The following is a 12,298-nucleotide window of genomic DNA, read 5'->3' as shown; positions in this document are numbered from 1 at the left end:
CTGGCCACAGGGGTTATTGCTCTTGCTTTTGGCTCAGGCTGTAAACATAAGCCGATACCAGGTGCACTTTCTCTTCACCCAGGATGTCCTGCCAGGGGGGCATTACCCCGTTCCGCCCTTTCCGGATCGTGTACTCCACCTGGGCCTGGCTGGAGCCATAAAGCCAGATGTTATTGGTCAGGTCCGGAGCCCCCAGGGCCAGGTTGCCGGTGCCATCGGCGTTATGACAGACGGCGCAGGTGGTGTTGAATATCTGCTTGCCCGTGGCGAGGTCATCCTGACTGGCCGAGGTCTCCAGTCCGGACAGGCCCCGGACATAGCTGGCCACCTGTTTTACCCCCAGATCTCCAATGACAGCGCCCCAGGCTGGCATCTGGCCCTGGCGACCATGGGCAATGGTTGCCTTGATGGCTTCCGGAGAGCCGCCGTATAACCAGTCGCTGTCCGTGAGGTCAGGGAAGCCAAAGTTACCTCCGGCATCGGTTCCGTGGCAGAGTGCACAGTTATTGGAAAAAATACGTTCACCCATTTTCAGGGCTTTGGGATTGTTGATCAGCTTCTCAATGGGGGTCGCAGCATAGCGGGCAAACTCCGGTGCGTAACGTCGGGCGTGTTTCTGCTGGTCTTTTTCCAGCTCCCCCACAGATGTCCAGCCCCAGATTCCTTCCCATTTACCCAGGCCCGGGTAGAGCAGCAGGTAAGCTGCGCTGAACACCAGGGTAAACACGAACATCAGGAACCACCAGTGGGGCAGAGGGTTGTCGTACTCTTCAATGCCATCGTAGCTGTGGCCGGTGGTCTCTTCTGTGGTGGTCTTGCGCTGGGTTTTCCGGGTGCCAAACAGGATGCCAACCACAAACACCATGCAGGCTGCGGTGAGCAGTACAATCCACCAGTGCCAGAAATTACTCATTGTTGTTTTACTCCTCTCGTCTGGGAGTTTTCAGTCATTTCTCTGTTACTGTCCGCTTCTTTCGTGTCATCGGCAAAGGGGAGAGCGGCCGCTTCGTCGAAATCGTTCTTGCGACGGCTGCTGTAGGCCCAGAAGACCACTGACAGAAATGCGATCAGGGCGACCACTGTCGCCAGTCCTCGTATCGTATTGATGTCCATCAGCGCTTACTCTTGATGACGGTGCCCAGCCCCTGCAGGTAGGCGACCAGGGCGTCCAGTTCCGTATGACCTTTCACCGCACTGGCGGCTCCGGCAATCTCTTCATTGGTGTAAGGTACACCCAGGGTTTGCAGGGCTTCCATCTTGCGGGCGGTGAGCTTGCCATCCAGTTTGTTTTCCGCCAGGAACGGGTAGGCGGGCATGATGGATTGAGGTACCAGATCTCTTGGGTTGATCAGGTGGGCGCGGTGCCAGTCATCGGAGTAGCGTCCCCCCACCCGGGCCAGGTCCGGGCCGGTGCGCTTGGAGCCCCAGAGGAACGGGTAGTCATAAACGGATTCTCCGGCCACGGAGTAGTGGCCGTAACGCTCCACTTCAGCCCGCAGCGGGCGGATCATCTGGGAGTGACAGCCGACGCAGCCTTCACGGATATAAATATCCCGGCCTTCCAGTTGCAGGGCGGTATAGGGTTTCAGCCCATCAACGGGCTCGGTGGTGTCTTTCTGGAAAAACAGGGGAACCAGTTCCACCAGGGAGCCGAAGCTGATGGCAATCACCACCAGCAGCACCATCAGGCCGATGTTTTTTTCGAGAATGTCGTGTTTGCTAGCCATTGTTTTTATCTCCCTTCCACCGGCTGCGGGGCCTGGTTTTCAGAAAGGCTATTGGTTTTGGTGGCGGTCCTGTAAACGTTGTAAGCCATGACCAGCATGCCCAGGACAAAGAAGGCTCCCCCTATGGCCCGGACGATGTAACCAAAGCTGCTGGCTTCAACAGACTCTAAAAAGCTGTAGGTCAGGGTGCCGTCTTCGTTAACTCCACGCCACATCATTCCCTGAATGATGCCGTTCACCCACATGGCGACGATATAGAGCACTGTACCCACAGTGGCCAGCCAGAAGTGGGCATTGACCAGGCTCATGCTGTACATCTGCTCCCGGCCGTAAAGTTTCGGGATCAGGTGGTACAGGGAGCCAAAGGACACCATGGCAACCCAGCCCAGGGCGCCAGAGTGCACGTGACCAATGGTCCAGTCGGTGTAGTGGGAGAGGGCGTTAACGGTCTTGATGGCCATCATGGGGCCTTCAAAGGTGGACATGCCGTAGAAAGAGAGGGAGACCACCAGGAAGCGCAGAATCGGGTCCGTGCGCAGTTTGTGCCAGGCACCGGACAGGGTCATGATCCCGTTGATCATGCCACCCCAGGAGGGTGCCAGCAGAATCAGGGACATGACCATCCCCAGGCTCTGGGCCCAGTCAGGCAGTGCCGTGTAATGAAGGTGATGGGGACCGGCCCAGATGTAAATGGCAATCAGTGCCCAGAAGTGAACAATGGACAGCCGGTAGGAGTAGACCGGACGCTCAGCCTGTTTGGGAACAAAGTAATACATCATCCCCAGGAAGCCGGCGGTAAGGAAAAAGCCCACGGCGTTATGGCCGTACCACCACTGAATCATGGCATCCATGGCACCGGAATAGGCTGAGTAGGATTTGGTCAGAGTGACTGGAATGGCGGCGCTGTTGACAATGTGAAGCACGGCAACGGTGATGATAAATGCACCAAAAAACCAGTTGGCCACGTAAATATGTCGGGTTTTGCGCTTCATAATGGTGCCGAAGAACACCAGGGCGTAACAGACCCAGACCACGGCGATCAGAATATCAATGGGCCATTCCAGCTCCGCATACTCCTTGGAGGAGGTCAGTCCCAGCGGGAGTGTGATGGCCGCAGCGACAATCACCAGTTGCCAGCCCCAGAAGGTAAAGGCCGCCAGCCAGGGCATGACCAGACGGGTCTGGCATGTTCTTTGCACTACGTAGTAGGACGTTGCAAACAGGACGCAGCCGCCAAAGGCAAAAATGACGGCGTTGGTGTGCAGTGGCCTCAGGCGGCCAAAGCTGGTCCAGGGCAGGCCCAGGTTGAGTTCGGGGAAGACCATCTGTGAGGCGATCAGCAGGCCCACGGCCATACCGACGACACCCCATACCACGGCCATGATGGCAAACTGCCGCACTACCTTATAGTTATAGGTCGGCTGTAACGTTGCAGTACTCATGCTCCATGTTACCTTCGGATTATACTTATGAGATTTGCTGTGTATTGTGGGTAAACCGAAGGGTAAATGTATTGATGCGGATCAATGCCCGCTCAAAATATGAGCCAGTAACCCCATGACTTTGCTTTTTTGCCGCTATGGGCATTTATAGTGTTGGCTGTCGAACCGGTGACGTGTAAATAGCCAGTGAATCCCGAGCTGCTGCTCCCCCTTCCCGGGCGTACTCCGGTGCTGGGCGGTTACATCCTTGTAAACTGTGTTTACTTTTCGACCTTATCGAACAGACTTTGGGTTGTACCAATTTGTTCTGACTATGCATTTATCCTCTTCGATCTGACGGGGAATCTCATCAATACCCCGGCAAACCCGTGGCAATCATACAGAAATATAAGGGTTATCGCTAATGCTTTTTCGGTCTTTATTGTGGGGATTTGTGAGGACGTGAAGGAGGCTGTTAGTGGTTAAAAACAGTGAGATTTGATGAACTGAGAGGAAGGCCGGTATTTTGTGCCGGTGTTTGTTATCCTCTGACGTTTATCCTGTGAAAAGCGCGAATGGGTTGATGGCATGAAGCTGCTCTGGAATAAAGCTCAGGACGGTTCACCGGTTCTGATTCTGGCCCATGGGGCGGGTGCGGGAATGGGCAGTGAGTTTATGGAGGCTATGGCGGGTCGACTCAGCTCGGCGGGTGTTACTGTGGTCAGGTTTGAATTTGATTACATGCAGCAGAGGCGAATTACGGGGAAGAAGCGACCACCGGATCGGCAGCCAAAATTGCTGGAGTGCTGGCAGAGGGTGTTGAAGCAGGTTACGGCTGAAGTGAAGGCGCCTGTTTATATCGGTGGAAAGTCCATGGGAGGACGGATGGCTACCCTGCTGGCTGCAGGCTTGCCTGAAAACACAGTCCTCGATGTGGAAGGCATTGTTTGTCTGGGGTACCCGTTTTATGCGCCGGGCAAGCAGGACAAACCAAGAATCGAACACCTTGAAACCCTGGCGAAGCCGACTCTGATTCTGCAGGGGGAGCGGGACACCATGGGCAATCGTGAAGAAGTTGAACGGTATGGGTTATCGTCATCGGTTCGGATAGGGTGGCTGGCGGATGGGAATCACGACTTGAAACCCAGGGTGCGCTCAGGTCACACCCATGATGGCCATCTGCAGGTTGCGGTTGAGCGCATTGTTGAGTTCTGTAGCGGGTAAGCCAGCGTTTACTCTTCGCTTTTGTGAATGCCGTAAATGGCATGGGCCAGAATCCGGTCTCCTACCTTTTCCCGGTTTGAGAGGATTCCCTCAAGTTTCATACCCAGGCGTTCACAGACCGCCCTGCTTCGATGGTTTTCCTCTGCGGCTGCAATCTGGACTTTATCCATGCCCAGTTCTATGAAGGCGTGGTTGATTAAAAAACGGCACACCTGGGTGACGATGCCCTGGCCCTGGTGCTTTTCTGCAATCCAGTATCCGATTTCTGCCACTTTCAATGTCCGGTTGATGGTGTTGAAGCCGCAGTTGCCAATGATCTCTCCATGATACTCAATGGCATAGGTGGAGCCCTGGCCATCGGCGTATTTATGAAGTGAGCTTTTAACAAAAGCCAGAAAGTCTTCCTCTGTCTTGCAATGCCTTGGCCATTCCAGCCACTGGGAAAGGTGGTCGTAGTTTTCTTTTACCAGCGCCAGATAAAGAGGGGCGAAGGATTCGTTTACCAGGCAAAGGTTGATTTCATGGTCAATGGCTAATTTGAACATTGTTAGTTCCTGTTGATGTTTGCGTGGTCGTTATTATGGCCAAATACTCATTATTGTTAGATGTATTTTAAATGGGGGGAGCGCTTTTGAAAATGACCCTGGTCAGGGATTGGTTAATGGATTTTCCTAACCACCTGGTTATTGGCTTTGATCAATTTAATCGGTATTGATATGGGTTGAATCGGGAGTGATAGTGCAAGGAGGCGCTCTAATGCATGTTGTTGGCGGTTGTCAGGTCGGTTGTTTAGAGCAGGTTGTGGATGAGAATAATAATAAAGATCAAGTTTCTGCAAGAATGATTGCTTGCTCTCCAGATTCATTGTGTAGGTCTGATTCTGTTGGGGTTGATTCCAGGTCGGCTGTTTGTAAGCTGATCAGAGATAGAAAAGTTCGTTTTGAAAAGGAGGTGGCTTCTTTTAAAAATCCTCCAAGAGAAATGGTTCGCCCTTTTACATGGTTTGTATATGGTTGCAAAAATATAATAATGAAACCTCTGGAAGGTATAGCAGGTCTTGGGATCTGGGCTGTTCATAAGCAGGTTGAGCAATATGGAGGGGTTGTTAAATCCGGATTTTCTCAATCGCTGGGGGAGTGGAAAAGAAATTCCGGTTTTTATAGTGGTGTAAACAATGGCGCCTGTTGGGCGCTTTGCTTGAAGTGGCTGGAGGCTGAATCTAATGGTGTAGACTTTTTAGGTCGTATCTATAACGAAAATGGTCTTGATTTTGAGATTTTTGATTCAGTTTGTGGCTTGCATCGGTTTGGTGGAAAGCATATACAGTCGGATGTAGAGGATGAATGGCTGGAGAATCATGGTATGGCTGTATGTGGTTACAGTATGAATAATAGTGAGGTTGATAAAGAGGGTTTTGCAGAACAACTTATTGATGCTGTTTTAGATAAAAGTAAAAATGAATTTCCTGGTAAGCTAATTAGTATTAATTTTGGTGGTTCAAGTCATGCCGTTGCTGTATTTCATGATTTGAGGAGAGGGGTGGTGAGGTTTTTTGATCCTAATTTTGGGATGTTTGAATTTTCAGATGTAAAGAAATTTGATCGCTGGTTTGTTAATGGCTTTTGGGCGATGAACGTTTACGATGGAGGAAGGGGGAAGAATAGTTTTAGAGTAAGACATATAGGAAAAGGGCATGTTGGGAAGGAGCGTTTTGATGATTTTGTTGAGAGTGTTCGCCGTGAGTCTGGTCTGGCAATAAAGTGTGTTGACTCAGAGAGTTTTGTGGTTCCGTCTGATGACGATCTGAGATTTGAGTTGTCCAGATTTGAAAATAATCGTGTGGCTGTTTATTGCGATGTCGGGGATGTTCTGAATGAAAATAAACTGCCGCCCAGTTATGTCAGGCCCAAGCCGAATTTTGATTTTGGTTGCAGCGGCAATAGGCTTGTTCTTTGGAAGGATGCTTCGTTACTGAACTGTCAGCCCGCTGACTTTGCCCAGGATATCTCCGGGTTTATGGAGGGTGCGAAGTATATGAAAAGTGATTTAATAAGCCGTGGCGCCATAAAAGGTTGATGTTTATTCAGAAGATGGCTGGCAGCGGCCAGAATATGCGCCACCTGTAGCTACAGGTGGCCTTGTTTATTAACCGTTGTTCTTCAGAAACTCCAATGAGGGTGCAAAGAAAGCACAGCCTGTCACCGGAGTGGAAAAGTTCATCAGATGGTCGTAATGCCCGTTGCTGTCCGCGGTTACCATGGCTTTCAGCATCTGGTTAAAGTGTTTTGGTGTTCTGCCATAGGCGATAAAGAACAGGCCGGCCTCGCGGGAGTCGCCGTAAGGCATACTGTGACGAAGGATTTCCATGCTTTTGCCCTGGTCATCTTTCAGGTTGACCCGCTTAATATGGGCTGTGGGGGCTTTCTGCTCACTGCTGAACTCAATATCATCGGCTTTGGTGCGACCAATGATCTTTTCCTGCTCCTGAACCGGTTGTTTCTCCCACTTATCCAGATGGTGGACGTAACGCTGGCAGTGAAGGTAACTGCCACCGGCAAAGGTGGTGTCTTCATCTCCTACCAGAGCAACCTCCGCCCGGTTATCCCCGGAAGGGTTTTCAGTGCCATCAACGAATCCGGTGAGGTCTCGGCTGTCCAGGTAGCGGAAACCATTGACCTCTTCTTCTACTTCCACGGTAGGTCCAAAGTCATTGAGTACGGATTTCATTAGTGAGAAATTGATGTCTTTGCGGTTCGAACGGATATGAAGCAGCAGGTCCCCGGGGGTGGCTGGTGCCTCACGGTTGCCATCCTTGATCGCCATAAACGGTCGCAGGGCTTTGGGTTTTGCTCCCGGGTACAGTTCGTTCCATGCCTCGCAACCGATACTGATGGTGGTGCTCAGGTGAGCGTCCGGGTATTGCTCTGACAGTTTCCGGGTCAGGACTGGAATACTGGCAATGACACTGCGTATGGTTCCGAGATGTTCCCGGGAGTGGTCAATGTTAAGTACCAGAAAAAGCGCATCCGTGTTGGCTTCAGGGGTGATTCCTGACTGGGGAGTTGGCATGGTTTAAGACCTTGAATGGTTACCTTTGGTGGTTGTAGCGACAAACTTCTGAAGAGTGTACCACCATGGAGTGGTTAATAAATGTCACGGGTCAATTACTTATTCTTATTAGTCGGGAAGCTTCATAGAATGATGGTTATTTTCTGACAGGCACTGGTTTGAAAGTGACTTTTCCGGGGGGCGTTTGTGAAAGCCCTGGCAAGTGGATGTTCACGCTGGTGATGGGAGTATTGATCATTGTCTTCGGCGTATGCCAATTATAAACGGGTCTGGCATTTTGCCTGGCCCGCCATTATCTCCAATATTTCGGTTCCCCTGCTGGGGCTGGTGGATTCAGCCGTGCTGGGGCATTTGCCGTCTGCCGAGTATCTGGGCGGGGTGGCCATTGCTGCCACGGTATTCAGTATGTTGTTCTGGGCCTTTGGTTTTTTGCGTATGGGAACCACTGGGCTGGTTGCCCAGGCGAAAGGCCGGGGGGATTGCGAAGCGTTCAGAAAATGGCTGGTACAGTCCCTGCTGCTGGCGGCTCTGGTAGGGCTGTTACTGCTGCTGTTTTCACCGGTTATTATCCGGTTTGCGCTGCCTTTTTTTGAGGCCAGTGAGGCGGTGGCGGCTCAGGCCGGGGTGTACTTCCATACCCGGATTTATTCAGCGCCTGCCGTGTTAATGAATTATGCCCTGATCGGCTGGTTGATCGGTATGCAGAAGCCAAGGGGGCCTTTGCTGATTCTGGTGTTGGGCAATTTTGTCAACATAGCCCTGGATCTGCTGTTTGTTCTTGGGTTGGGCATGGCTACCCGGGGGGCCGCTCTGGCCACCGTGATTGCGGATTACCTGGCACTGGCTGCGGGTCTGCTGCTGGTGGCAAGGGTGCTGGGTGTTGAAGCGGGGCGTTTTACCCGGGCAGTATTGAGAAAAATGCTGCTGGACTTTGGTGCCTTCAAGCGCCTGCTGATGTTGAATCGTCATTTGTTTGTCCGCACCCTTTGTCTTTTGTTTGTTCAGGCCTTTTTTACCGCCCAGGGTGCCCGGCTGGGGGATGAAGTGCTGGCGGCCAATGCCCTGCTGTTAAACCTGATGCTGTTGATCTCCAATGGGCTGGATGGTTTTGCCCATGCCGCCGAGGCGCTGACCGGTGAGGCTGTGGGCAAGGGCGATCGTCGTCAGTTTGCGGATATGGTGCGTACCACTGGCTGGTGCTCTGCGATCTGTGGTCTGTTGTTTTTCCTGGTGCTGGCACTGGGGGGGAACTATTTACTGGGATGGCTGACCAATATTGAGGCCGTGGCCCAACTGGCCTCTGCTTATTTGCCCTGGCTGGTATTTATGCCGCTGGTGGCGGTCTGGTGCTTCTGGCTGGATGGTGTATTTATCGGGGCGGTGAGAACCGATATGATGCAGAACACCATGCTGGTGGCCACTTTTATGGTGTTTCTGCCGCTCTGGTTTGTTACTCAGGGGCTTGGCAATCAGGGGTTATGGTTGTCCTACACCGTCTTTATGGCGGCAAGGGGAGTCGGGCTGGCTTTCATTTGTCGGCGGTTTGGTCAAAAGGAGGTCTGGTTTATGGCCAGGCAGAACCGGGTTTGAGGAGTGCTAAAGGCGATAAGAATGTCAGAGACAATTGAGAGTAAGGTGCAGCCATTAGACGTTGAAGTGCAGCATGAGCTGGATACCTGTGGACTGTTCTGTCCGGAGCCGGTCATGCTGCTCCATAATAAAGTAAGGGATATGTCGTCCGGAGATGTGGTACGGGTGCTGGCCACCGATCCATCCACCCAGAGGGATATTCCGAAGTTCTGCAATTTTCTGGATCATGAGCTGCTGGAAAAGCAGACCTGTGATGACCGGTTTGTGTACCTGATCCGCAAGCACTGATACAACTATCGATGCATTGGTTGATGCATCGATTGATGCTTCTATTGATAAAAATGCTTAAGACATTAGCGTTAACGGGGCTGTTATGGCAGGGGCAAAGTTTGCTATGATAGTGCGTTATTTCGCGGGCGGCTGGTTTTCCCGTTATTCCATAGCCCGTTTCTGACGCTGGCTACTGTAATACCGGGACTGTTGCCGAACTCTCTCAACCTTTGCATGAAGGCGGGGGTACTTCATGGCTGTAGTTGCCAAAAAGTCATCCATGATTTTTTTCTCGGATCCCACTGACCATTACTGTCACCGGGTCCGTATTGTATTGGCAGAGAAGGGCGTTGCTGTCGACGTCCAGAATGTCAACCCGGAAAACCTCCCCCAGGAGCTTTCCGATCTGAACCCTTATAATAATCTGCCGACTCTGGTGGATCGTGAGCTGGTGCTTTATGAGCCAAACGTCATGATGGAATATCTTGATGAGCGCTTCCCGCACCCGCCTCTGTTGCCGGTCTACCCGGTCAGCCGTGCCCAGAGCCGTCTGATGATGCACCGGATCCAGAAGGACTGGTGTGCCCTGGTGGATACCATTCTTGATCCAAGAACCAAGGAAACGCCTGCGGCCCGTGCCCGCAAGGAATTGCGTGAAAGCCTGATGGCCATCGCGCCGATCTTTGCTGAAAAGCCGTTCTTCATGAGTGAAGAGTTTACTCTGGTGGATTGCTGCGTGGCGCCCATTCTCTGGCGTCTGCCAGTGCTGGGTGTTGAGCTGCCCAAGCAGGGTAAGGCCATTCTTGATTACGCTGAGCGCTTGTTTGAGCGTGAGTCCTTCCAGGAAAGCCTCTCTGAAATTGAAAGAGAAATGCGGGAATAAAGGAAATCTGCAGTCCCTGATTGCCTGGAGGCATTTATGACGATGACCAGTAGCCGTTCGTATATTGCCAGAGCGTTGTATGAATGGATTCTTGATAATGACTGTACTCCCTATATTCTGGTGGATGCGCGTCGTCGTGGGGTTCTGGTTCCCATGGAGTATGTCAAGGATGGGCAGATTGTCCTGAATATTTCCCCCGTTGCCGTGCGTGCGTTGCACATCGATACCGATGTGCTGACCTTTGATGGACGCTTCGGGGGGAAGGCTCTGACCATTACAGTGCCGATACCTGCATTGATGGCTATCTATGCCCAGGAGAACGGTCAGGGTATGGTGTTTGAGCCGGAGCCTGATCTACCTGAGGAGGAAGAGGGGGCTGATTCGGGGCTGGAAGGGGATGATTCTCCTGAACCGCCCAAGCCACCCAGGCCGGGTCGGCCCAATCTGAAGGTGGTGAAATAACCATCGTCCTTCCTGAAAAGAGCTGCTTTGGCAGCTCTTTTTTTTTGTCTGTAGTGTATGGTGTGAGTAAATCCTGACTGTTGGCTAAAACAGGTTAACCTGGGTTCTCGTATAAATAGGCTTTCCCGCTTGGCGCAGTTTGGGAAGTAAACTTCCAGGTATCTGTTAAAGTAAGGGTTCTACTTGACTGGCCAAAACAGGAACAACAATGAAGCTTGCAATCATCAGTGGCAGCCATCGTCATGATTCCCAGAGTGGGCGTATCAGCCATGTTCTTTCTGAAAGGGTATCGGAGTTATCGCTGTTTGAGTCGGTGGATATTCTGTCGTTGTCCGATAATCCGCTGCCGTTGTGGGATGAGTCGATCTGGGCGGGTAATGAGGATTGGAAGGCCCGGCTGGCCCCATGGAAAAAGCGGTTGAAAGAGGTGGATGCTCTGGTAGTGGTTGCGCCGGAGTGGAATGGGATGGTGCCTGCGGGGTTGAAGAATTTCTTTCTGCTGTTTGGTTCGGCAGAATTGGGTCATAAGCCTGCGTTGATTACAGCGGTTTCTGCGGGGTTGGGGGGCTCCTATCCTGTGGTTGAGCTTCGTTCCAGCAGCTACAAAAATTGCAGGATCTGTTATCTGCCAGACCATCTGATTGTACGTCATGTGGCAAAGGCTTTTACCGGTGAAGATCCGGAGGGAGATCAGCGCATACAGGATCGTGCGGATTACTGCCTGAAACTTCTAAGGGAGTACTCGCTGGGTTTGAAGTCGGTCCGTGAGAGTGGAGTGGTGGATCATAAGACCTTTGGTAATGGGATGTAGGGGAGGGAGCTGGCAGTTTTCTGGAGCTGGCCTATGCTAATGCCTGTTTTCCTTGGGAGTATCTTCCTATGAAGCGGGTAACCGGTCTGCCGGCTCTGTTATTGGTGGTTTTCTGTGTCTTCTTTCTGGTGGGGTGTCCATCGCCGCATATTATTACGTTGAAGGATGGTGAGCAGATTGATACCAGGAATACGCCCAGCATGAATCGGGATGGTTTTTATGAATACCAGGAAGAGGATGGAACCGATGCCAGTATTAATGGAGACCAGGTTCTGAAGATAGAGAAAAAATAAAGAGGTGTAACGCCCCTCACTCGCTGGTGAGTGAGGGGAAGGTGTTCAATTGGATTCTTCCCCTTTTCACAGTTGCTGCTCAGCGACTGTTTACATTTCCTGGGTGAAGGTACGGGTGATGACGTCGCGCTGCTGCTCTGGAGTCAGTGAGTTAAAGCGTACAGCGTAACCGGAAACCCGGATGGTGAGAGAAGGGTACTTTTCTGGATTAGCGGCAGCGTCTTCCAGCATTTCCCGGGACAGAACATTGACGTTCAGGTGTTGGCCGCCTTCACGGGCAGTGCTTTCCTGAACTTCCAGTTCGAGTTCCCGGGATTCGAATTGACCCAGTTTCTCCAGGGCCACTACTTCGTCTTCCTTGAATTCGTCGGTTTTGGCGCAGATCAACCGGGCTTCACCGGCGGCTTCATCCATAAGCCAGATGGAGTTAATCAGGGCGCTGTTGTCGCTGGCAGTAATCTGAATGCCTTTCATTTTTCTGATCCCTTTCTGTTCAAGTTCAAAAAGTTTTTGCATCCTAACAGCTGATGCCTGAGTGATATCTAGGT

At 51.8% G+C, this 12,298-nt stretch carries 15 protein-coding genes; 8 read left to right on the top strand and 7 right to left on the bottom strand.

Features of this window, described 5'->3' with window-relative positions; all coding sequences use genetic code 11:
- Positions 1–13: 13 nt before the first annotated feature.
- Genes ccoP through ccoN form a run of 4 tightly spaced genes read right to left on the bottom strand, consistent with a single transcriptional unit; the run spans position 14 to position 3,169 of the window.
- Positions 14–913, bottom strand: a complete 900-nt coding sequence (gene ccoP / locus ACNRUY_RS05930) for a cytochrome-c oxidase, cbb3-type subunit III (protein WP_488110721.1) — start codon at positions 911–913, stop codon at positions 14–16.
- Positions 910–1,113, bottom strand: coding sequence for a cbb3-type cytochrome oxidase subunit 3 (locus ACNRUY_RS05925; protein ID WP_488110720.1), 204 nt, complete (start codon positions 1,111–1,113; stop codon positions 910–912). Before ACNRUY_RS05925 ends, ccoP begins: the two co-directional genes overlap by 4 nt.
- Positions 1,113–1,727 carry a cytochrome-c oxidase, cbb3-type subunit II gene (gene ccoO, locus ACNRUY_RS05920; RefSeq protein ID WP_488110719.1) on the bottom strand — a complete coding sequence of 205 codons (615 nt, stop codon included), beginning with the start codon at positions 1,725–1,727 and terminating at the stop codon, positions 1,113–1,115. Before ccoO ends, ACNRUY_RS05925 begins: the two co-directional genes overlap by 1 nt.
- Positions 1,728–1,732: 5 nt before the next feature.
- Positions 1,733–3,169 carry a cytochrome-c oxidase, cbb3-type subunit I gene (gene ccoN / locus ACNRUY_RS05915; RefSeq protein ID WP_488110718.1) on the bottom strand — a complete coding sequence of 479 codons (1,437 nt, stop codon included), beginning with the start codon at positions 3,167–3,169 and terminating at the stop codon, positions 1,733–1,735.
- A 567-nt stretch (positions 3,170–3,736) separates the two neighbouring features.
- Here ccoN and ACNRUY_RS05910 point away from each other — a divergent pair.
- Positions 3,737–4,372, top strand: a complete 636-nt coding sequence (locus ACNRUY_RS05910) for an alpha/beta family hydrolase (protein ID WP_488110717.1) — start codon at positions 3,737–3,739, stop codon at positions 4,370–4,372.
- An 8-nt stretch (positions 4,373–4,380) separates the two neighbouring features.
- On the opposite strand, the gene ACNRUY_RS05905 is transcribed toward ACNRUY_RS05910, so the two are convergent.
- The gene (locus tag ACNRUY_RS05905) at positions 4,381–4,917 is read right to left on the bottom strand and encodes a GNAT family N-acetyltransferase (RefSeq protein ID WP_488110716.1); all 537 of its coding nucleotides are present in this window, start codon (positions 4,915–4,917) and stop codon (positions 4,381–4,383) included.
- Between the two features lie 211 nt (positions 4,918–5,128).
- Here ACNRUY_RS05905 and ACNRUY_RS05900 point away from each other — a divergent pair, with 211 nt between their 5' ends.
- Positions 5,129–6,448 carry a YopT-type cysteine protease domain-containing protein gene (locus ACNRUY_RS05900; RefSeq protein WP_488110715.1) on the top strand — a complete coding sequence of 440 codons (1,320 nt, stop codon included), beginning with the start codon at positions 5,129–5,131 and terminating at the stop codon, positions 6,446–6,448.
- A 69-nt stretch (positions 6,449–6,517) separates the two neighbouring features.
- On the opposite strand, the gene ACNRUY_RS05895 is transcribed toward ACNRUY_RS05900, so the two are convergent.
- Positions 6,518–7,441 carry a Dyp-type peroxidase gene (locus ACNRUY_RS05895; RefSeq protein WP_488110714.1) on the bottom strand — a complete coding sequence of 308 codons (924 nt, stop codon included), beginning with the start codon at positions 7,439–7,441 and terminating at the stop codon, positions 6,518–6,520.
- Between the two features lie 237 nt (positions 7,442–7,678).
- Here ACNRUY_RS05895 and ACNRUY_RS05890 point away from each other — a divergent pair, with 237 nt between their 5' ends.
- The 6 genes from ACNRUY_RS05890 (at position 7,679) to ACNRUY_RS05865 (ending at position 11,750) form a co-directional block, all read left to right on the top strand.
- The gene (locus ACNRUY_RS05890) at positions 7,679–9,031 is read left to right on the top strand and encodes an MATE family efflux transporter (RefSeq protein WP_488110713.1); all 1,353 of its coding nucleotides are present in this window, start codon (positions 7,679–7,681) and stop codon (positions 9,029–9,031) included.
- A 21-nt stretch (positions 9,032–9,052) separates the two neighbouring features.
- Positions 9,053–9,319, top strand: a complete 267-nt coding sequence (gene tusA, locus ACNRUY_RS05885; protein ID WP_488110712.1) for a sulfurtransferase TusA — start codon at positions 9,053–9,055, stop codon at positions 9,317–9,319.
- Between the two features lie 235 nt (positions 9,320–9,554).
- Complete coding sequence (locus ACNRUY_RS05880) at positions 9,555–10,184, top strand: glutathione S-transferase N-terminal domain-containing protein (RefSeq protein WP_488110711.1); 630 nt, start codon at positions 9,555–9,557, stop codon at positions 10,182–10,184.
- Between the two features lie 36 nt (positions 10,185–10,220).
- Positions 10,221–10,646 (top strand): ClpXP protease specificity-enhancing factor, encoded by a 426-nt coding sequence (locus ACNRUY_RS05875; protein WP_488110710.1) that lies wholly within the window; start codon positions 10,221–10,223, stop codon positions 10,644–10,646.
- A 208-nt stretch (positions 10,647–10,854) separates the two neighbouring features.
- Positions 10,855–11,457: an NADPH-dependent FMN reductase gene (locus ACNRUY_RS05870; RefSeq protein ID WP_488110709.1), complete on the top strand. Its 603-nt coding sequence runs from the start codon at positions 10,855–10,857 to the stop codon at positions 11,455–11,457.
- A gap of 68 nt (positions 11,458–11,525) precedes the next feature.
- Positions 11,526–11,750 (top strand): YgdI/YgdR family lipoprotein, encoded by a 225-nt coding sequence (locus tag ACNRUY_RS05865; RefSeq protein ID WP_488110708.1) that lies wholly within the window; start codon positions 11,526–11,528, stop codon positions 11,748–11,750.
- A 90-nt stretch (positions 11,751–11,840) separates the two neighbouring features.
- Here ACNRUY_RS05865 and grcA read toward each other — a convergent pair whose 3' ends face one another.
- The gene (grcA, locus tag ACNRUY_RS05860) at positions 11,841–12,224 is read right to left on the bottom strand and encodes an autonomous glycyl radical cofactor GrcA (RefSeq protein WP_488110707.1); all 384 of its coding nucleotides are present in this window, start codon (positions 12,222–12,224) and stop codon (positions 11,841–11,843) included.
- Between the last annotated feature and the right edge of the window lie 74 nt (positions 12,225–12,298).

It is taken from the genome of Endozoicomonas sp. Z74 (genome assembly GCF_057680865.1).
The sequence above is the reverse complement of the archived record's forward strand: the minus strand, read 5'-3'. Positions and strand labels throughout refer to the sequence as shown.